Source organism: Nitrosospira multiformis (assembly GCF_003050865.1).
Lineage (GTDB): Bacteria > Pseudomonadota > Gammaproteobacteria > Burkholderiales > Nitrosomonadaceae > Nitrosospira > Nitrosospira multiformis_E.
The window spans coordinates 1-21,667 of the sequence record NZ_QAOK01000013.1 but is presented as its reverse complement, the minus strand read 5'-3'; the positions used below and the strand labels follow the sequence as shown (position 1 = coordinate 21,667).

The following is a 21,667-nucleotide window of genomic DNA, read 5'->3' as shown; positions in this document are numbered from 1 at the left end:
TCGGCAAATAAATGTACGGTTGGTTCTACTTTCATCCTTCAAGTCTCGTCACCCCATTCCCGCCATCCCTTGAGCAGGGGAAAATACAGTCCTCGCCTTACCGGCTGTCCTTCCGCTGCCTGCATGAGTGCAGCGTAACGATCCAGCTGATCGCGATAGCGCTCCTGCTCGCGATCGAGAAAGCCCTCCACATCAGCGCCTTCATGGCTGCTTGTCTTGTAGTCAACGACCCATCGCTGACCCTCCGCATCGCGAAAAGTACGATCTATCACGAAATCCATGTATTGGCCCGCAATGTTACCGGTCATGTGTAACTCGCTGCGCGCCTCCTGCTGCGATTCCAGCAGCCAGCGCCCGCGCGGCTCGCTCACCGCGTGAGTAAGCGCTGCCATCACTCTTTTTACGGCATCATCAGAATCATCCTTACCCGTGCTGATAGCGCCGCATGCAATCAATTGGCGCCGGAAGATATCCCGCAGCTCCGTGATTCGAGGGGCGTTCCAGTCAGCCAGCCCGTCCTCTGCAATGCGTTCCAGCCATTTGTGGACTATATTGCCGACAAGCCGGGCTGTCTCGCCAGCCCAGGAATATTCGACTTCCCCCCGGATGGGCAAAGGAGGCTGGCCTGCCTTCCACTGTAGGGCGCGCGGGGCGGGCGGAAGCTCCCAGCGGGATATCAGACGGCGAAGCGACTGGTCGATCATGGGTTTGTCTCTTGCCTCCTGCTCTTTATTGTCGCCGCGTGACGGGGGGTCTGAAAAAGCTGCTTTTGCTGCGGCCTCCATATAAAAGGATTCGACCACAGGCCAGATTTTGCTCAGCAAAGTCCTGGCGGGCGGAGGTTTGAGTTCAATCCCGCCTTCATTGCCGCTGATAACGCCAGTACTGCCGAGAAGATGCAGACGCTTTCTGGCGCGTGTTGCAGCTACGTAGAGCAACCGTCCATCCTCCAGGCATTCCTTCTCGTCATCGAGCTTTTCGATCCACGAATAGATTGGATCGCTCCCGGAACCGGTTTCCTGGATGGGTGCGAGCAACAGATCATTCCTCCCCCTGCTTTCCTCCTCCTCTTCCGTTTCCGGCCATTCGTCGCGCAAATGCTCCATCCACATGAAAAGCTTCTTGTCATCACTGCGCGACAAGCGGCCCAAGCCGGGTACAATCACGCAGTCGAACTCCAGTCCCTTGGCCTTGTGGATGGTCATGATTTGCAGGCTATCGTCCGCTTTCGCATCGGGCAAGGCGGAAAGGCCTGCTAGTCCTTCCTCCAATGCCGCGAGACTGCGAATGCTTCCCGCTTCCTCATGCGATTCAAGATAATCAAGGTAGGCTGAAGCGTCTTCCAGTCCTGTCTCATCTTCGACGCACGCCGGCCCCCCCAGCGCCAGCCAGGCAGCTTCAACCGCTGCCCGCAGGGATTGCCGGTTCCGGTTGGCCATGCACGCCTTCAATACATCGCGCAGCCGCAGCAGCCGTTCATAGCCGTCGGCCGATATCGAAGCGATGCGATTCGCATCCTGAAGCCACTCCCATGCGGTACCGGGACCGATCCCGGCGTTTTCCTCCCTCTCTTGCGCAATGTCGGAGACACTCGCCTCGTCAGATTGACGAGGAGCAGCCGATACAAGAGCGTGGAGGTCTGCCAGCGTAAGGCCGCACCACGGAGCTCTCAACAGCGCAAGCCATGCCAGTCGGTCCGCCGGGTGCATCAGCGCACGGGTGAGGACCAATAGATCCTGCACTACGGGCTGCCGGCCCAGCCCTTCGATTTCGATCGCGCGGAAACGTAATCCGGCTTTTTTGAGCCGAGGCAGGATTTCCGCCAGATGGCTGCGATTTCGAACCAGAATGGCAGTCGTAGAGCAATCCTCATCACGCTGCACGCGCGTGACAATCTCCACCACTTTCGCTCCCTCGGCTCCATGATCATCGTTGAAGAATGGATGCACACTGACAGCAGCATCCGGCAATGCGGTGCGCACGGCAACCGAGGGCGAGTAGCGTACCGAACCCGTTGAAATATTCTCGTGCTGCGGCATGACAATTGCGAACGTCGCGTTGACCCAGTCCACGATACCGCGCTGCGACCGGAAATTGGCGGAGAGCGAAACCGGACTGAGTGTCACGTTTCCAAATCCGGTAGCGCGAGCACGCAGGAACAGCCCGACTTCAGCCTGGCGGAAGCGATAGATGGACTGCATCGGGTCGCCCACCACGAACATACTGCGTCCGTCTCCCGGCTCCCATCCTGTCGTCAGTTTTGTAACCAGATCATACTGGCTGATCGAAGTATCCTGAAACTCATCTATCAATAAATGCCGAATGCGATAATCGAGCGCGAGCGCAAGATCTGTCGGCGCCTCGGGATCACCCAAGGCGCGCAATGCTGCCTGCGCCACTTCGCTAAAATCCACCTTATCATGCCGCTGAAATGCGAGCTTCAGCTGTGCAACAGCATAGGGCAGCAGCCGGATAATCGAGCCGAGTATTTTCCACTGTCCCTCGGTGTAAGCAGGTGGCGGCAGCAGGCGAATGTCGCACAGCGACTGGCGAAGCGAATCATCATCATTTGCGGCCAACCGGGAAATCAGCTGTAATGCCCGGTCTTTCCAGGATTTTGCAATCTCTTTTTCAGCTTTGGCACCAAGTGCGCCGGGTGGAAAACCTTCCCTGACGGTATGCTGCTTGCGCCAGTCTCCTCCTTTGGTGAGGAGCAGTTCCGAAATGGCGCACCAGCAGGAAACATCCTGCTCCTCACAACCCGGCAGGGTGTCGAGCACACTGAGCCGTTCGTATTCAACTGACACGCCCCCGGCGCTCGCCAGGTTGCTGCCGGCATATCTTGTCAGCGCGACCAATTCGTCCTGCATGGCAAGAGGATGGGATGTCCACAATGTATGCAAGCGCCGCAATGCCTGCCGGCGAGCGTTCTTTAATACCGCTTCCAGCTCATGCCGCTCTCTGACATGAATATGCCGCAACCAGTGGTCCCGGAGGGCCAACATTTCTACCAGAAGTTTTTCTATACGGCCGATATCGTTATCGAGATGCTCCAGCAAGCACTCAACATCGCCAGCAATCGCATCGCCCTCATCGAGCAGATCAAGGGTGGCGCGTGCCGCCTCGAGATATAGATCGGATGCATCATCCACCGTTTCCGGCTGCCCCCCGAATCCGGAGAGCACTGGCATCTGGCGTGTAAGGGATGCACACAGCGAATCGAATGTTTGAATGCGCAGCCGCGCAGGATGAGCAGCAAGGTGCCACCGCGCCTCCGCATCCCGCTGCAGCACCGCATGAGCCAGTGTCCGGGTCATTTTTTCATGTTCGCTTTCCTGCCCGGTTTCCTGGGCTCCGGATGAATGAGTCGCCTTCTGGGCGGAGGCCAGCGCGGCCACCAGCCGCTGGCGCATCTCGGCAGCCGCTTTGCGCGTGAACGTGATCGCCACCACCTCCTCAGGTTCTTCGACGCAAGCCAGCAGTTTGAGATAGCGTTGAATCAGAAGCCCGGTTTTACCGGATCCGGCCGGGGCTTGCACAATGAATGAGCACGCAGGATCGAGAGCCTGGCGCCGTTCCGCCTCATCCGGCGGAACACTCGATGCATTCTGCTGCAGTGAGAGCGCATTACTCATTCTTCCCCCCCTTGCTCGGTGAAATCCATGGCTGCGCGCTCGTAAATACGGCACAAGGGACGAACATCGCATGTGCGGCAGGTCTGTGGATATTTCTTGGGGTCGACTTGTGAATGACCGCTGGAAAAATCGGCAGCGACGCTTGCAAGAGCATCAAACCACGCTGCGACGAGTGCTTCCCACGAGTCATATCGATCGATATGGCGTGATTCCGCAAACCCCTTTACGCCCGGCAAAAGATCATTGTCGCGCGCAAGTGCGGTATACCGCATTTCCCCGCTTCTGACTTGTGCAAAGGCAATGGCGGCAGCATCCGCCTCAGCGGCCACAAGATAGAGCGGCAGTTGAGGCTCGTCCGGGCGCTCGCCCAGCATCGCGTTAACGGAAGGCGCCCGTGTTTTGTAGTCGATGACAATCCGGCGACCGTCGGCGAGCTCATCCACGCGGTCCAGCCGGGTGCTCAAGGCGAGTCCAGCGATTTCGATGCTCCTTCTGGCTTCGGTAGAAACTACAGTGAAATCGCTTCGCTTCCTCTCTTCCTCGAGCCATTCCCGGGCCAATCTTATCAGCCGCCGCTGCTCTATCCGGACAAGACGTTCTGACAAGGTGTACGGATGCCTGACGCTCATGCGTGCAATGACCTCTCCCGCAGCGCTGGTCAGCAGCGTTTTCAACTCGTCCTCAGCCAAGGCGTCCAGCGTGCTTTTATCCCTGATCCGCCTCCATACCTGGGCAAGCATCTCGTGAACCAGCGTGCCGCGCTCTGCCGCATCCAGTCCAGAATGAGGCGTCTTCAAGCTTTCCGCACTCAGACGATGTAGCGCCAACGCGCGAAATGGACAGGCGGCCTGGTCTTTTATCACCGCCACGCCGCCGCGGGCCCTGCCATCTCCTCCTTTGCCATGGACTATCCTGGGCGCCGGATCATCCTTTATTCGCTCAAGGCGGCGTCCCTGATGGATCAGATCGCGATGTTTCACATAAGGAAGCAGGTTCGGAAGCTCGATGTCGCTGGCAGCAATATGTGCGATCAACGGGCTTGGCGCCAGCTCGCGCGTATCGCTGCTCCCGCTATGCCGGGCGTGGCTCAGAATAACTTCCTGGGATGCGGCCAGCCATCCATCGGTAAAGCGGGACACAAGTTCGAGAGTGGTTGCCGGCGAGCTCAGGGGCAGCCTTTCAGCGCGCTGCAGTTCGATCGGCAGGAACGGATTCGGGCGCGGTTGCAGCGGCCACGCCTCATCTGACAATCCCATTACCCAGAGATGATCGAACATCATTCCGGCAGCTTCAAAGACGCCGAGTATCTGGATGGGAACATCCGGCGTCTCTGGCTGAAACAAGATATCAGCAGCCATCCCGCGCAGATATGAGACGGCCTGGCGATAGCTCATGCCGGTCGTAACGTTATCAAGAAGGGCGAAACCCGATAGGACGTTCTGCCATTTTTTGAGCGTCTGGTACTCTGAAGAGTCAGGAGTTCTTTCACCCGGAAATCCGACAAGCCGCAGGATATCGGAAATTGCTCTCGCCAGGGCGGAAGGACGCTGCTTGTCCGTCGACATTTTTTTGCAGAACTTTTCGCAGACCGACAACAGCCTCGCCAGGACCGGACAGTTTGCGTTGTTTTCACGCTTTACCAGTCCAAGCAGGCGGGCGAGTGTGATCACAGGCTCGACATGCTTGCGTAGTTTTGCATCAAGCTGCGCACGAGGAAGCATTTCGGCTTCCGCCCCGGCCAGGAAGGGGGATCGTAACAAGAGGCTTGCACGCTCGAACTCGATTTCTCCCTGGATGAGCTCAAGCACAAGGAATGCAGCATGTACGAGCGGATACGAACTCAGCGCAACACCCAGGGATATGTTGAATGGCATGTGCCGCGGTGTGCCGGGAAGGGCTTGACGGACATCCGGTTCCATCACGGAGTTGAAAATCCGTACGAGGCTGCTCCGATACTCGGAAAGCTGTGGAACCACTATGCCGATGCGAGCGGTGCTATCCCTCTCGATTCGGGCCCGCGCCCACACCGCGGCGCGATAAATCTCATCATTGCTGACGTCGCATTCCACCCGATGCACAGTCCGATTTGCGAAGTACGGCATTTCGAACCGCTGCACAGGCGGAGCGGTTTCTCTCACCTCATCGACCTCACAACCCGCTTCCTCAAGCTTTGCCAGCAGCGCAGTCCACTGCGGCGTGACGCTGTCGAAACCATAACAAATCAGGCGTTGCGGTATTGCGATGCCAGGGGAACCGCACAAGCCGGTTACAAGCGTGCAAAGACGTGCATGGTCGATCTGGCGAGCCTTGCGGGTGACATTTTCATAGCGGCGCGACCAAGCGCTGAATGCCCTGCAATCTTCGTTCAGCACGAATTTCCCGAGCCGGGGGATCAACTGCCACTCATGGGCCAGCACCCACGCCTCTCGCGCCAACCGTGCGGTTTCTGCCACGGAGAGCAAGACGGGAGCACCCGCCGCTCGGGCGACAGCCTCTTCCCACAAGAGCTGCTCCTGTGCAGATGTAAGCAGCTGGGGTAGATGAGACGCATGAGTGGAATAAAGCGCATCTTCGTAGATGCGCTCGATAAATGCGGAAACTGGCAGAATGTCGGCTGAAGCCCAGGCAGAAATTCCTTGCGCTGCCTGGATTCGATCGAACTCGCGCCTGAGGGTGATGGCGAGCCGGGTGTTGGGAGTCACAACCGTATCGCCGGCTTCCAATCCGGCGATACGGCTTACAACAACTTCGGGGAAAGGAATTTTTAGAGAATGAGGAATGGCAGGCATGCCGCGGCAAGCTACCGCTATTGAATCAGCGTTCCAGCTTTTCCAGCTTTTCCGTCACTTTTGCCCAATCGTCGGCATCAGGCGGGGCATCCTTTTTCTCGATGATAGGTTTCCAAGATTTGGATAATTCAGCATTGAGTGCGATGAAATGTTGCTGAGTTCCCGGTACATCGTCCTCAGAGTAAATAGCCTCTACCGGACACTCAGCCACACACAAAGTGCAGTCGATGCACTCGTCAGGATCAATCACCAGAAAATTGGGCCCCTCCCGAAAGCAATCCACTGGACACACGTCCACGCAATCCGTGTATTTGCATTTGATACAACTTTCAGTTACCACATAAGTCATGACAGATCCTTGCTGAGCTCTTGGAGAATCCGCAATTTTACCAGAAATTTTATGAACATCACTATAGCCCCATGACTCCGAACCATACTGCAATCATGGGTTTAAGGCCCTGTGGCGTCACCTGCTCTGTCACTGGGCTGTGTCGGACTCGAAAGAGTCTGCGGTTCGATCAAGCGGATGAGCGCGAATATGTCGGAGCGCACTTTGTCCAAGTGGCTACGGGTACATGGCTTCCCCCGTTTTGCTTTACAGCAGGAATAGAAACAAGGAATAAAAGCAGGGCTTAGGGAGCCGCCTGAACAAATCCCTCGTAGGCGCGACGGTGGCTTTGCAGGATGAGATGCGCGAAAGGCGACGACGCGAATGGTTGATCCCCTTCGCTAGGAGCCTGACAAAGCAGATGGCCGGCAAGGCCCCGTCCCATAGGGGTTCCAGCAAAATCGGCCGGCGACCGCGGAGAGAGGAGCAGTGTCTTCCGAAGGAAGATGCGACCTCGAAGCGGGATGCTGTGCACTCACGGGGCAAGCTGGACCGCAGTCGTGGCACTCGACGCTGCTCGATCCCGCTTCGCGAGTCCCTCGGGCGACCCTAGAGTGCCACTTCGTTGCGCTTCTTGGCATCGTAGTCCAAGCTACGACCTTCGTCGCGCGCCTCGTGATCATCCCGATTTTGACAGCAACGCGCTCTACAGAGGATTTGTTCAGACGGCTCCTTAGGAGGCACGCCGCATTGCACCACTCGTTTCATGCACCCCTCCCCCATGGCTGATGGGCTCAGTGACAGAGGCGGGTACCGGCAGTTTCAGCAGGACATAAAGATTGGCAAGATTGTCGCGAAATAACTGGTCGAAGCTCGATACCGCATAAGGCGGATTATAGTCCCCCAACCACCAGAACCAGTCGGAACTTTCACAGGATGCAAGCTGCCGCTCCGCTTTCTCTCTTTCGTCAGGAGTCAGGCGTCCGCTTTGCATGACAAGATCATAGCTTTGCTTGGCCGCGCTCAGCAGATCCCACGCACGGTTCTTGTCCCGATCCCCGATCCAGGTGGAGAAGGTTCCATACACCCAGCTCCCCGCCGTCAGAACCGGCAAGCGCGCTGCTTCCGTCTCTTTCTCGGCTGCGATATAGTCGCGATAGGTCGTGGAATGGATGGAAGAGTGGTTTTCAAGAATTTCATACAGATCATTGAGGAAATAATATCCATTGTAGGGATAGTATTCCCAGGCATTCTCACCGTCGAGAATCACGCTCACGACCGGTTTCTCTCCCGGCAATGCGCTACCCCCGATCTCCTCCAGAGCTCGTACCAGATGTTCAGCAGCGTCCCGGCCAAACCACTTGGCATACTCGAAACCGATCATGTCCGACAATTTCTCATCCCGGAAGAAGCAAATGACATCGCCTGCTTTTCCGTCAACCCGATATGGCCGGTAAAGAAAGCGGCTCCTCTCCGGCAGAGGCTCGCCCGGATAGGAGTGGTGCAGACTGTTTGCCAGCACCCCTTCGCCACTGGCAGACCACTTGCAACCTTTTTCACCCAGTATCTCAAGTAGCGGTGCTGATACGGCTCCTTCCGCAGGCCATACCCCCTCGGGTCTTGCGCCAAAGCGCACGGCATGGCTTTCAATGGCGGAAACCAGTTGGGATGCAACACGGCTTCGCCCTCCCGGATAAACTGACTCGGCTGGCAGAGCCGAACTTGGCATGCTCTCGCGAGCGGATGAAAAATCGATCAGCAAGGGTGCGAGCGGATGGTAATGCGGTGTGGTGGAAAGCTCGATCTGCCCCGATTCCACCAGTTTGCGATAACGAGGAATCAAGCCCTGCACAACCTCTCCGATCACATCGAGCAACTGCAGCCGGTCTGCATAGCTGAAACCCTTCGCCTGGGTCATCAACTGGATCACGACCTCACTGCTTCGCCGCACGCTTTCACCCGTCCAGGCCAGGTGATACCAGACCAGCAGATCCGCAAGATACTGGCCGGAAAGATAGGCCAGTTCCCCGTCCCCGTATTCCCTCAACATTTCATGGATGTCGTACAGGCGTTTGTACGCAGGATACGGCTGCATCATGGTCAGATGATTGCTGCGAAAACAACTGTCGAAGGCATGTAACCGATCTTCCTGGGAAACGTCATCCAAACTGGGAGTGGCCAGCAATCGCAACAGCGGATCCCGGATCTCTCCGGAAGCAAACTGGGTGGCATAGTCCTCGAGCTGATCCAGCAGCACTGGCACGAAATTGACCACTGCCTTCATACGGGGGTGGGCCTCAAGGTGAGCGACCATATCGCTGTAATCCTTGATCGCGTGCAGGTATACCCATGGGAGCATGAATTCGCCGGTCTCGTAATTGCGATAATCCGGCTGATGCATGTGCCACAGCAAGACTAATTGTACTGGTTGCATATCTCGTACACCTGTTTAATCAACCTTATTCAGATCCGATCCGTTTCTATTATCTTACATAATGTATCTTTTGCCCCAGCATTTCCGGAGTGACAAGCGTAACACCCGTTTCCGTCACATAAAAACGCTTTCTGTCTTCCACCGGATCAAATCCCACCTCCAGACCGGGAGGAATGATGCAGTTCTTGTCGACCACTACCCGCCTCAACCGGGCGTTTCGACCTACATCCACGTTCGGCAATATCACCGAGTCTTCAAGGCTGCTGTAACTTCGCACCTGCACATTGGAAAACAGCAGCGAGCGGCGCACTGTTGCTCCGCTGATAATGCAGCCCCCGGAAACCATGGAATCCAGCGCCTGTCCCCGCCGGTCATCATTATCAAAGACAAATTTGGCTGGAGGCAGTTGCTCCTGGTGCGTCCAGATCGGCCAGTCCTGATCATACAGGTTCAGATCGGGCGTCACCTGAACCAGGTCGAGATTGGCCTCCCAATACGCATCGACTGTGCCCACGTCGCGCCAATACGGTACGCCAGAAACCATGTTCACGCAACTGTCCGAGAAGCGGTGGGTGAATACACGGCTCCGTGGAACAAGATGCGGGATCAGATCCTTGCCGAAATCATGCGACGAGTTCGGATCGTCGTGATCACGTATCAACTGATCGAAAAGAAATTCAGCGTTGAAAACGTATATTCCCATGCTGACAAGTGCATAGCCCGGACGGCTTGGCACCGCTGTGGGAACTGAAGGTTTTTCGTTGAAACCTGTCACCCTTCCGTCCTTGATTACACTCATGACTCCGAAAGCGCTCGCCTCCTCCAGAGGAAGATCAATACAGGCAATAGTCATCTCGGCGGATTTCGCAATGTGATCGGCCAGCAATTTGGCATAATCCATCTTGTAGACGTGATCGCCCCCCAGGATCAGTACATAGCCCGGATTATGACTCCGCAGGATGTCGATATTCTGGTATACGGCATCCGCTGTTCCCTGGTACCAGCTTTCTTCAGTCCTCTGCTGTGCCGGCAACAGTTCGATGAATTCCTGGAACCGTCCGTCAAGAAATCCCCATCCTTGCTGGATATGGCTAATCAGGCTTTGCGCCTTGTATTGGGTTGCGACACCAATGCGACGAATACCAGAATTCACGCAATTTGAAAGAGGGAAATCAATGATGCGGAATTTGCCGCCGAAAGGAACTGCGGGTTTTGCCCGCCAGTCGGTCAGTTGCCGCAGCCGGGTGCCGCGGCCACCCGCCAGTATCATTGCTATCGAATTACGTGTGATCTGGCTATAAGAGCGCAAGTCAGCCGGCAATTTCATTCAGACCTCCCTTGAATTGTCGCATGGACGACTCTTTTACCACTATATTATTGCAGTTGCAGCAGTTTTCTGCAGCTAAATTGAAGGAAGCGCAGACGCCTTGTTTGCGCCAGGCTGTTTCTTCCCCACCTGTTCCTCTTATGGCCCGCCCCACCCAAGCCAAAGCCTGAGGTTGCCAAAGTCATTGTGGAACGAGCTAAAATAGCGAAACAAATTATTGTGCGGGGCGGACGGATTCCAGCATTGCCGGTTCGCTTGATAGTCCGCTGGCCGTGCACGTACGGCCCGCGATTTTTTTAATAGCGTACCTGAGCCAGGATCACGGCTTTTCCGTACATCCTTATAGAGCAAGGATAACTATTAGCGTGAGGATTTTGAACATCTCCACTCCTAAAAAATATCCCTCTTTCCCTCTTTCCCCCTTGGGAACAGGAACAATATTCCTGTGTAGTGTGAATCATGCAGCAACCGATTAACCAGGCCAAATCAAGAGGAGAAATAAAGTGGCAGCAACCAGAAGCTACAAAATCATCTTCGCCAACAGGGGGTCGTTTGCAGTCAACGCGCTCGCCCTTGCATGTGAGGGCTCGTGGCGAGATGCGGTCCAGCACTACAACGGTAAGCATGATCTGGCGTTTATCGACGTAAAAGAAGAGAACGCGGCCCACCTGGAAGAAATGCTGGAGCAGGACGACAATGTTCTCTCCTACTTATGTACTGATCATTAAAAAGAGATCATCCGCCGAAATCCGCTGCACCGTTGGGCTTTCCGCCAATTGCAAACCTTTGTCGAGTACAAGGCCAGTGCGGCAGAAATTGCGGTCGAATACGTCAACCCCGCCCATACCAGCCAGACGTGTTCGGAGTGTGGCGGCATTGGTAAACGCGCCAGGCATCGTGTGGAGTGTTCGTGTGGTCTCCGGGCGCACGCCGACTTGAATGCAAGTCGAAACCTTGCCCGGATTGGCAGGACTGCTGTCTTGCCAAGGGCGATTGTAAATACGCCTTATGTTGGAAATGTGGCTGGCAGTATCCATATTTCACAATAAAGCCTAGACTTCAGTCACGGGTTATTTACGTGGCTGTAAGAAAACCTCAGTAATTGACGAGATCTTTGGCGTGTCCAGGCGATCCCGGCGAGCTCCCGTAAATCAGTCCTGTTCGTATGCAGTTCCGCCATCGCTATCCCGGGCTATCCCACGCTATAATCGATACATGCGACCGCATCTTACAATACAGCGTTCCTCCATCAAGGGAGACCACCGGCTGCATGCCCTGCTGGCCGGGCGCCTGCACGATCCTTTCAGCTTCCTTGGCGCCCATGCGGAACATGAGCATTGGGTGGTGCGCGCCTTCCATCCTCATGCTGCAAGCCTCTGGATTGATACAGGCGGCGGTTTCGAAAGCATGACAAGAGTCCATCCTGGGGGAATTTTTGAATGGTGGGGACTTATACCGCCGCGCCGGCCTTATCAGCTACGCATCGAGGAGGCTTCCTTCGAAGCACCAGCACGTGTGTACGATACTTATGACGCCTATGCGTTCCCTCCGCAAGTTTCGGAACATGACCTGTATCTGTTCAACGAAGGCCGCTTGCATCAGGCTTATAGGACGCTCGGCTCTCATCGGGTGGAAATGGAAGGGGTTGCCGGAGTTCGTTTTTCCGTCTGGGCGCCGAATGCGGAACGCGTCAGTGTGGTGGGAAGCTTTAACCGTTGGGATGGGCGTATCCATCCGATGACCTCCCATGGTCAGAGTGGAGTATGGGAATTGTTCATCCCCGGTGTGCCGACGGATTCATTTTATAAATATGAAATCCGGAATCGTGATACCGGCGCGATCTTTCTTAAAACGGATCCTTATGCCCGCCATTATGAAGTACGCCCCGGCACTGCCGCCCGTACCCCGCCCGACAGCAAGATGACGTGGAATGATGCGCAGTGGATGACCCAGCGCGCAGGATGGGATTGGCTTAGCACTCCGCTCAATATTTATGAAGTTCATGCCGGGTCATGGAAACGGCACGCGAATGGAAGTTTCTATTCATACCGCGAGCTTGCCGGTCATCTGATCCCGCATGTACGGGAAATGGGGTACACGCATATCGAGTTGCTCCCCATTTCGGAACATCCCCTGGATGAATCCTGGGGTTATCAGACGACGGGTTATTTTGCCGCAACCAGCCGGTACGGCACATCGGACGATCTGAAATTTTTCATCAACGCCTGTCATCAGCAGGCAATCGGCGTAATCCTGGACTGGGTTCCCGCGCACTTTCCACAGGATGCTTTCGCCCTGGCCCGATTCGATGGCAGCGCGCTATATGAACATGAGGATCCCCGCATGGGCCTGCATCAGGACTGGGGGACGCACATTTTCAACTACGGGCGTAATGAGGTGAAATCATTTCTCCTTTCCAGCGCCCACTACTGGCTATCGGAATTCCATCTTGACGGGCTGCGCGTCGATGCTGTCGCTTCCATGCTCTATCTCGACTATTCGCGGCTTCCGGGCGAATGGCTGCCGAACAGATATGGTGGCAGGGAGAATCTGGAAGCCATCGATTTTCTGCGGGAACTGAATATCATGGTGCATCAGGAATTCCCGGGCGCGCTGACACTTGCCGAGGAATCCACCGCATGGCCGGGTGTGTCCCGCCCCACTTACCTCGGCGGCCTGGGTTTTTCCATGAAGTGGAACATGGGCTGGATGAACGACACTCTGGCGTATATGCGCAATGATCCGGTCTACCGGCGTTTCCATCACGACCAGTTGACATTCGGCCAGTTGTACGCATACAGCGAAAATTTCGTGCTGCCGTTCTCCCATGATGAAGTCGTTCACGGCAAAGGTTCGCTCTTGGGCAAGATGCCGGGAGATGCATGGCAACAATTCGCGAACCTGCGCCTGCTGTTTACCTATCAGATGACATATCCCGGAAAAAAACTCAATTTCATGGGGAATGAATTTGCCCAGGGGCGGGAGTGGAATTCATCGCGCGAACTCGACTGGTATCAGTTGGCCGATAGCTGGCATCATGGAGTAAAGATGGCAGTGCGTGACCTCAACCAACTGTACAATACCGTTGCTGCATTGCATCAACGTGATTTTGAGCCGGAAGGCTTTTCGTGGGTGGATTGTCACGATGCGGATAACTCCGTGATCAGTTATCTGCGTTTTGCACGGAACGGTTCGTTTGCTCTGGTGGTACTCAATTTTACGCCGGTGCCACGCAGCCGTTACCGCATCGGCGTGCCTGCAGCCGGGAGCTATCAGGAAATCTTCAACAGCGATTCTCGTTACTATGGAGGCAGCGATCTCGGTAACATGGGAAGTATCCAGACAACTGCCCAGCCTTCCATGGAACAGGCGGATTCAATTGTTATCACCCTGCCCCCGCTTGCCGGGCTCATTTTCGTTCATACTGATCTGCCTGCAACCAGCACCGACGGATAAGGGAGGCAGGTTGATCCTCCGGAATGAGTCCGTAACCGCAATAATGCCGCGGCAATAATCAATAACGCACTTTGGCATGCGAGCGCCACGTAGCGTCATGCCTATGCTCCTGCCCAGTTAACTCCGGCTCCCATATGACAATGAACAATAAACGGAAAAACTCATGACTCCTGCGCGATCACATCCGCATCTCGACGTTCTGTTCATCACGCCCGAGATTCACCCTCTTAACAAAACCGGGGGGCTGGGTGAGGTGAGCGCTGCCTTGCCCACGGCCTTGAGCGAGCTTGGAGCAGACGTGCGCATACTCATTCCGGGCTATCCCCAGGTGCTCAACGGATTGAAAAACAAGCAGAAGATAGCGGAGTTTGCCGCTCAATCCTCATTTCCGGCAGCAACGCTGCTGTCGGCAAAACTGCCATTTGGCACTTCTGGCAATGTTCCCCTGTTCATTATTGATTGCCCGGAACTCTACTGGCGTGACGGAGGCCCCTACACCGACGCCCAGGGACACAACTGGCCTGATAATGCGATACGCTTTGGTCTTCTCTCAAAAATCGGCGCCATTCTGGCAAGCGATGCCAGCCCTCTGGACTGGAATCCAAACGTTGTTCATTGCAATGACTGGCAAAGCGGCCTGGTGCCTGCCTATCTCCATTTCCATGAGGGAACGAAGGCAGCGTCTCTGATGGTGATTCATAACCTCGCTTTTCAGGGGGTATTTTCCCCCGAAACTGTGCCTCAGCTGGGATTGCCTCAGACCAGCTTCCATCCGGAAGGGGTGGAATACTATGGAGGCATGTCTTTCCTCAAGGCTGGACTCTACTATTGCGACCACATCGTCACTGTAAGCCCGACTTATGCGAGGGAGATTCAGGAGCCGCCTCTCGGTTTTGGCATGGAAGGACTACTCTCCCTGCGGCACGAATGCATCACGGGCATCGTGAACGGCATCTCCGATGAGTGGAATCCTCTCCATGATCCCCATCTCGAGCAAAACTATTCGATGGATGATCTGGCCGGCAAAGTCATCAACAAGACCGTGCTGCAACAGCAACTGGGGCTTACCGTCGATCCTGATGTTCCGCTGTTTGGCGCGGTGAGTCGCCTCACTTATCAGAAAGGCTATGATCTGCTTTTGCAGATCGTCACACAACTGATTGGCATACCGGGGCAACTCGCTATTTTGGGGAGTGGCGAAACGATGCTGGAGCAGGAGCTGATGCGGATGGCAAGAAATCATCCCGGAAAAATGGCGGTACGTATCGGTTTTGACGAAAAACTGGCGCACCTGATAGAAGCAGGGGTTGACAGCTTCCTGATGCCATCGAGGTTCGAACCCTGCGGCCTGAATCAGATGTACAGCCAGTGCTACGGCACTCCTCCCCTCGTCCATGGGACAGGCGGCCTGCTCGATACCGTCGTTGACTGCACCCCGGAGAGCCTGGCTGATGGAACCGCCACGGGTTTCGTATTTCATGAACTGACGCCCGAGGCCTTTCTGGACGCATTGGAGAGGACTGTTGCGGCGTATCGTGACAAACCGGTGTGGCATCGTTTGATGCGAAACGGTATGGCGCAGGATTTCAGCTGGCGTGCCAGCGCAGCCGACTACCAGAAAATCTACCTGTCGCTGCTCAACCAGAAACGATAGGCCCGCAAGCTCCATGTCCGCGACGGACAGAGGCGGGTAGAGAAGACAAAGGCAGATGGAGGAAACCTACAGCCACACCATCATCCCCATTTCGAATGGATGGGTCAGCAAAGCATGATACGGATAAACCCGGATATAGTAGTCCAGCTTGCCGCACAAGTCGGGCGTATGATCCAGTTCGAACAGGTGCTCGGCCGATTCTTCCTCGATACCGCTGAACTCGAAGCGGACATGCTTGAACGAGCATAGCGTAGTCTTTTTCAATCGACGACAGATCATCAGTTCGACCACTACATCCTCCGGTTGTAGCCCGTTCAGCCTCACTGCGACACGAAAATCCACTGCCTCGCCGAAACTGATCTGGCCAGAGGGCGTAACCAGCCGCCGGATCGTAACGCCTGGCCACGCTTTTCTTACGAATGCTTTCCAGGCCGCTATCTTTCTTGCGTTGCTGAAGTCATCCGCCGCGTAAAGCGCACCCTGCTTTTTTGCCGGCAGGTAAAACTTTGTAGTGTATTCAGTCACCATGCGGGTGGCGTTGTAACGCGGCAGCAGCGACTTCATCGAATTCTTGGCCATCTTTACCCAGCCCGAAGAATAGCCCAGCTTATCGCGGTTATAGTAAAGGGGAGCCACATGGTCCTGCAGCGTTTCATAAAAATCCTTGCTTTCCTCCTTGTCGCGACGCACTACATCCATATTCTCGGGCCCCGGCTTGATAGCCCAGCCATTCTTTCCGTCATAGCCTTCCCCCCACCACCCATCAAGGACGCTCAGGTTGATTGTTCCGTTGATGCCTGCCTTCATGCCGGAGGTTCCGCTCGCCTCCAACGGATACACGGGACTGTTGATCCATACGTCCACACCGGCCACCAGACGGCGGGCAAGGCGGAGATCATAGTCTTCGACCAGGAGAACCTGGCCTTCGAATTCGGGCATTCGTGCAACTTCACTCACTCTCCGGATCAGATCCTGTCCAGGCACATCCGCAGGATGCGCTTTTCCGGCAAAGACGATCATCACCGGTCGTTCCTGGTGGAGCATGATTCTGCGCAGCCAATCGAGATCCTCGAATAGCAGGGTCGCGCGTTTATAGGTGGCAAAGCGCCGACCAAAGCCCAGTGTCAGAATGTTCGGGTTGATAGGATCGGTGAAGCGCAGAAGCCGGTCAATATGTGCTTCAGAACCATGATTGCGGGTATTCTGCGTGGTGAGGCGCGCGCGTATGCCATAGAACATCTGTGATTTCAGAGTTTGGCGGACACTCCAGAACAGATGATCAGGAATGGTGTCGATGCGCGACCAGTATTCCGTCTCGCACATGTTATTACGCCACTCGTATCCCAGGTAGCGGTCGAACAGGTCGGCCCATTCCTGTGCGAGAAACGTGGGAACATGCACTCCGTTCGTGATGTATGACATCGGATTTTCTTCCGGCTCGATCTGCGGCCACACCTCCTTGCAGATACGCGCAGAGACATTCCCGTGGATCTTGCTTACGCCATTCTGATAGCGTGAGGCGCGGATGGCGAGATCGGTCATGTTGAAATCGTCACTTCCCGGGACACGGCCAAGCCCGATAAAGTCCTCACGAGTAATATGGAGATCACGATAGAACGGCTCAAAATAGGCGTTGATCAAGTCATCACTGAAATGATCGTGCCCCGCGGGCACTGCTGTATGGGTTGTAAATACGGTGCTTGCAGCTACGGCTTCGAGTGCTGCGGGAAAATCCAGACCCTGCTGCACATGGCCGCGAATGCGCTCCAGCATCATGAAAGCTGCGTGGCCTTCGTTGATGTGCCATATCGTCGGCTCGATGCCCATTTCCCGTAGTGCGCGGATCCCGCCCACACCAAGCATGATTTCCTGCTCGATGCGCATCACTCTGTCGCCCCCATAGAGCTGATGCGTGATGTCGCGATCGCCCACCGAGTTTTCAGGCAGGTCCGTGTCCAGCAGATACAGGCTTACATGTCCTATTTTTGCCCGCCAAACCTTTACCGCTACCCGGCGTTGCAACAACTCCACTTCTATTCGTACTTCAGATCCATCCTGCCGCAGGACTGGCGCAACAGGCAAATCCGAAAAATCCGAATCAGCGTAAATGACCTGTTGGTTCCCCTGGTTATCGATCGTCTGGAAAAAATATCCCTGACGGTAGAGCAAGCCGATGCCGATCAATGGCAGGCGCAAGTCGCTGGCTGCCTTGCAGTGATCACCCGCCAGAATGCCAAGTCCTCCCGAATAAATCGGGAAACTCTCATGAAAACCGAATTCGAAACAGAAATAGGCGATTTTGTCGCTCGGGTTCAGGCTCGTATTAATGCCATTCCACAACGTCTCTGAATGATAGTAGTCATAAGCGGACACTATGCTGTTGTAATTGGCCAGAAAAACCTGATCTTCGGCTGCCTTGAGCAGCAGTGTTTCATCCACACGCTTGAGGAAAGCTTTCGGGTTATGTCCGACGGCTCCCCACAAGGTCGGATCGAGACGTGAGAACAGCGAGCGCGTGGCTCGATCCCAGCTGTACCAAAGATCGTTGGCAAGATCTTCGAGGCGTTCCAGCCGGGGCGGTATCTTCGGGGTGACAGCAATGGTAAACAAGGTACCTTTCGACATGCTCAATCTTCCCTGAGAGGTTGAAAAATGGGGTACGGAAATAGTCGGCCTGATCCCGGGTTTTTTATATCGACCCGGCTCATGGCTCTACCGCTTGCATGAAATGTTCACGGTAATACTTCAGCTCCGCAATGGAGTCGTATATATCCGACAGCGCTTCATGCTTGCACTGTTTTGTCACGCCGCCCAGAATTTCTGGTTTCCAGCGCTTTGCCAGTTCCTTCAAGGTGCTTACGTCGAGGTTCCGGTAATGGAAATAGGCTTCCAGCCGAGGCATCCAGCGTGCCAGAAAACGCCGATCCTGGCAGATCGAATTGCCGCACATTGGCGAAACTCCGGCAGAAATATGTTCTTGAAGAAAAGCAATCATACGTGCTTCCACTTCGGTTTCCGTCAGCCCGGATGCCTGCACCTTTGCCACCAGGCCCGATTTCGCATGCGTGGATTTGTTCCAGCTATCCATTCCATCGAGCACCGATTCAGATTGCGACAAGACCAGCACCGGGGCTTCTGCAAGAATATCCAACCATGAATCCGTTACGACCAGAGCGATTTCGAGTATGCGGTCACTGTCCGGGCTGAGTCCGCTCATTTCCATATCGATCCAGATGAGACGGCCATTGTCTTGTGTCATAATTGAATCACTCTGAATTTTCGACATGTAATTGTGTCATATCGCTATTGATCAGTCATCCTTCAACCATAAATCCTGATTTGGAGCAGTACAACTTTCACTTGCACATGTCTATTTTCACTATCATTTTTCTTACCGTCCTGACCGTCACTTCTCTTACGCGAATATGGCTGGCGAAACGGCACATCGACCACGTCATTTCACATCGCGATCAGGTTCCGCAGGATTTTTCGTCACAGATATCATTGAAGGCGCACCAGAAAGCAGCCGACTATACCTGCGCGAAAACCCGTCTCGGATATGTCAGCATCCTGCTCGATGTTGTGCTGCTGTTGATACTCACCCTCGGAGGCGGGCTGAACGCTCTCTATACCGCTGTATCGAATTGGACGAACGATCCGTTGATGCACGGGGTGGCGCTTATCGCAAGCGTCATGTTCCTGACGAGCGTAGTCGGCGTACCCCTGAGTTACTATCGCACCTTCGTAATAGAAGAGCAGTTCGGCTTCAACAAAATGAATCCGCGCATGTTCTTCCTTGATCTGGCAAAGCGGTTTACCCTGGGAATCGTGCTGGGCATGCCGCTGCTGCTTGCCGTCCTGTGGTTGATGGAAAAAATGGGTGAATACTGGTGGTTTTATGTCTGGCTGGCATGGGTGATCTTCAACTTGCTGGTGCTGGCGATCTTCCCTACCTGGATCGCTCCTCTCTTCAACAAATTCACTCCGCTGGACGATGTTTCTTTGAAGACGCGGATTGAAGAGCTGATGCGGAAATGCGGCTTCAAGTCCAGCGGTCTTTTCGTGATGGATGGATCGCGCCGCAGCAATCATGGCAACGCCTATTTCACAGGATTCGGCAAAACAAAAAGGATTGTCTTCTTCGATACCCTGCTGTCCCGGCTCGATGCACAGGAAATTGAAGCGGTGCTGGCGCACGAGTTAGGGCATTTCAGGCGTCACCATGTCATAAAGCGCATTGCCTGGACATTCGCTATGAGTCTGCTGTTTCTCTGGGGGCTTGGCTACCTGATGCAACAGGACTGGTTTTACCAGGGATTGGGCGTCCCGGTTGCGACAGTGCCCTCCACAGGGATGGCCTTGCTGCTGTTTTTCCTGATAATGCCTGTGTTCACTTTCCTGTTTCAGCCACTGGCAAGCCTGTACTCGCGCAAACACGAGTTTGAAGCGGATGAGTATGCCGCGCACAATGCTTCCGCAGCCGATCTCGTGCGCGCGCTCCTGAAACTTTATCAGGACAATGCCTCGACACTTACGCCGGATCCTCTGCACTCGACATTTTATGATTCTCACCCGCCTGCCGCGCTGAGGATAGCGCGATTGAGAAGTCTGGCGCATAATTAACTCTGTTCTATATTGATCAGCAGGAGCGCGAATGAATACCACTGTCAATGATCTCGCTACAAAACAATGCAAGCCTTGTGAAGGAGCGATGCCTCCTTTGTCACAGGAGGAAATAACTCAGTTGATGCGGCAGCTCGATGGCTGGAACTATCTTGGAAAAATGATTCGCAAGGAATTCAGTTTCAAGAACTACTATCAAACAATGGCATTCGTTAACGCTATAGCATGGATATCACACCGTGAGGACCATCATCCCGACATTACTGCAGGTTACAACAAATGCCTGGTGGAATACACAACCCATGCTATCGGTGGTTTGTCGGAGAATGACTTTATTTGCGCCGCGAAAATTGACACGCTTTTTCAAATTTGAGATCGCCAGGCCGCCCATCAGTTACCTCACCTCCCCTTCATGGAGAAATCGTAGCGGCATTCGGCAGACATTTCCTCGTTAAAACCGCGGATAACTCGACGCTCATATGCGTGTTACGTGGAAAAAAGAGCGGGGCGGCATGCGGCGATCAGGTTGAAATCCATCAAACGGCGCCTGAGCAGGGAGTTATCGAAAGGATCTTGCCACGTAGCGCGCTTTTATACCGTAGTGATATCTCCCGCGAGAAACTCATCGCAGCCAATGCGACTCAGGTAATCATTGTAGTGGCCGCAGTCCCAAGCTTCAGCGAGGAACTGATAAACCGCTGCCTGGTTGCCGCCGAAAGCCAGCGGCTCAATGTTCTGATCGTACTCAACAAGACAGACCTGGCAGGCTCTAGCAGCGCTGCGCTGGATAGGCTCTCACTCTACCGCGAGCTTGGCTACGCTTTGTTACCCATCAGTGCCAGAAACGACATAAAACCCCTGCTATCCCATCTGGAAAACCATCTCAGCGTACTAGTGGGTCAATCCGGTATGGGAAAATCCACCATTATCAATGCGCTTGTTCCTGCCGCTGGGCGTGCCACTGCCGACATTTCCGCCACACTCGATGCAGGGCGTCACACGACAACTCATGCGCGGCTTTATCATCTCGACAGGAATACCCGGATCATAGATTCTCCCGGAGTTCAGCAATTTGGCTTGCAGCATCTGAGCATTGAGGATATCACCTGGGGATTCAGGGAATTTCGTCCCTACATCGACAAATGCAAGTTCAATAACTGCCGTCATTCAAGCGAACCAGGGTGCGCGTTGATGGATGCGATGCAGGAGAATAAGGTGAGCGTACGCCGCATTGATCTCTACCATAAACTCATCACCTCACTACGCACGAATCGTATTCCGTCTTCTCCCTCCCGGACGAAAATCCAGTAACGGGTTTACAATCCATGATCTGCTTTAGGAATTCAGGACCAGACAGAAAGTGAGTTTTTCGGCAAACTTGACCTTGAAAGGAGGGCTGTTTGCCATGAAGAAGAAGCGGT

14 protein-coding genes are annotated in these 21,667 nt (G+C 54.7%); 7 read left to right on the top strand and 7 right to left on the bottom strand.

Annotated elements, in window-relative coordinates; translation table 11 throughout:
• Positions 1 to 38: 38 nt before the first annotated feature.
• From C8R21_RS08215 to glgC, 5 genes are all read right to left on the bottom strand, one after another.
• Positions 39 to 3,635, bottom strand: coding sequence for a UvrD-helicase domain-containing protein (locus C8R21_RS08215; RefSeq protein ID WP_107762271.1), 3,597 nt, complete (start codon positions 3,633 to 3,635; stop codon positions 39 to 41).
• On the bottom strand, positions 3,632 to 6,424 hold the full coding sequence (locus C8R21_RS08210) for a PD-(D/E)XK nuclease family protein (RefSeq protein ID WP_107762270.1): 2,793 nt from the start codon (positions 6,422 to 6,424) through the stop codon (positions 3,632 to 3,634). The genes C8R21_RS08215 and C8R21_RS08210 overlap by 4 nt, the downstream gene beginning before the upstream one ends.
• Before the next feature lie 25 nt (positions 6,425 to 6,449).
• Complete coding sequence (gene fdxA / locus C8R21_RS08205; RefSeq protein ID WP_107762269.1) at positions 6,450 to 6,773, bottom strand: ferredoxin FdxA; 324 nt, start codon at positions 6,771 to 6,773, stop codon at positions 6,450 to 6,452.
• A gap of 712 nt (positions 6,774 to 7,485) precedes the next feature.
• Positions 7,486 to 9,186 (bottom strand): glycoside hydrolase family 57 protein, encoded by a 1,701-nt coding sequence (locus C8R21_RS08200; RefSeq protein ID WP_107762268.1) that lies wholly within the window; start codon positions 9,184 to 9,186, stop codon positions 7,486 to 7,488.
• Positions 9,187 to 9,235: 49 nt separating this feature from the next.
• A complete protein-coding gene (glgC, locus tag C8R21_RS08195; RefSeq protein ID WP_107762267.1) occupies positions 9,236 to 10,513 on the bottom strand; it encodes a glucose-1-phosphate adenylyltransferase in 1,278 nt (425 codons plus the stop codon).
• A 503-nt stretch (positions 10,514 to 11,016) separates the two neighbouring features.
• On the opposite strand from glgC, the gene C8R21_RS08190 reads away from it, so the two are divergent.
• The 4 genes from C8R21_RS08190 to glgA all read left to right on the top strand — a co-directional run bounded on the left by C8R21_RS08190 (position 11,017) and on the right by glgA (position 15,623).
• Complete coding sequence (locus C8R21_RS08190) at positions 11,017 to 11,241, top strand: hypothetical protein (protein ID WP_107762266.1); 225 nt, start codon at positions 11,017 to 11,019, stop codon at positions 11,239 to 11,241.
• Positions 11,242 to 11,289: 48 nt separating this feature from the next.
• Positions 11,290 to 11,562 (top strand): zinc ribbon domain-containing protein, encoded by a 273-nt coding sequence (locus tag C8R21_RS16660; RefSeq protein ID WP_219906630.1) that lies wholly within the window; start codon positions 11,290 to 11,292, stop codon positions 11,560 to 11,562.
• A gap of 166 nt (positions 11,563 to 11,728) precedes the next feature.
• Positions 11,729 to 13,969, top strand: coding sequence for a 1,4-alpha-glucan branching protein GlgB (gene glgB / locus C8R21_RS08180; RefSeq protein WP_107762265.1), 2,241 nt, complete (start codon positions 11,729 to 11,731; stop codon positions 13,967 to 13,969).
• Positions 13,970 to 14,132: 163 nt separating this feature from the next.
• A complete protein-coding gene (gene glgA, locus C8R21_RS08175; RefSeq protein WP_107762264.1) occupies positions 14,133 to 15,623 on the top strand; it encodes a glycogen synthase GlgA in 1,491 nt (496 codons plus the stop codon).
• Between the two features lie 66 nt (positions 15,624 to 15,689).
• Here glgA and glgP read toward each other — a convergent pair whose 3' ends face one another.
• Both glgP and orn read right to left on the bottom strand, forming a co-directional pair.
• Positions 15,690 to 18,248 (bottom strand): alpha-glucan family phosphorylase, encoded by a 2,559-nt coding sequence (gene glgP, locus C8R21_RS08170; protein WP_107762263.1) that lies wholly within the window; start codon positions 18,246 to 18,248, stop codon positions 15,690 to 15,692.
• A gap of 79 nt (positions 18,249 to 18,327) precedes the next feature.
• Positions 18,328 to 18,882, bottom strand: coding sequence for an oligoribonuclease (orn, locus tag C8R21_RS08165; protein WP_107762313.1), 555 nt, complete (start codon positions 18,880 to 18,882; stop codon positions 18,328 to 18,330).
• Between the two features lie 107 nt (positions 18,883 to 18,989).
• On the opposite strand from orn, the gene C8R21_RS08160 reads away from it, so the two are divergent.
• From C8R21_RS08160 to rsgA, 3 genes are read left to right on the top strand one after another with little or no spacing between them, the layout of a single operon-like run.
• A complete protein-coding gene (locus tag C8R21_RS08160; protein ID WP_107762262.1) occupies positions 18,990 to 20,246 on the top strand; it encodes a M48 family metallopeptidase in 1,257 nt (418 codons plus the stop codon).
• 31 nt (positions 20,247 to 20,277) lie between these two features.
• Complete coding sequence (locus tag C8R21_RS08155; protein WP_107762261.1) at positions 20,278 to 20,619, top strand: 4a-hydroxytetrahydrobiopterin dehydratase; 342 nt, start codon at positions 20,278 to 20,280, stop codon at positions 20,617 to 20,619.
• The gene (gene rsgA / locus C8R21_RS08150; RefSeq protein WP_107762260.1) at positions 20,616 to 21,557 is read left to right on the top strand and encodes a ribosome small subunit-dependent GTPase A; all 942 of its coding nucleotides are present in this window, start codon (positions 20,616 to 20,618) and stop codon (positions 21,555 to 21,557) included. Before C8R21_RS08155 ends, rsgA begins: the two co-directional genes overlap by 4 nt.
• Positions 21,558 to 21,667 lie beyond the last annotated feature (110 nt).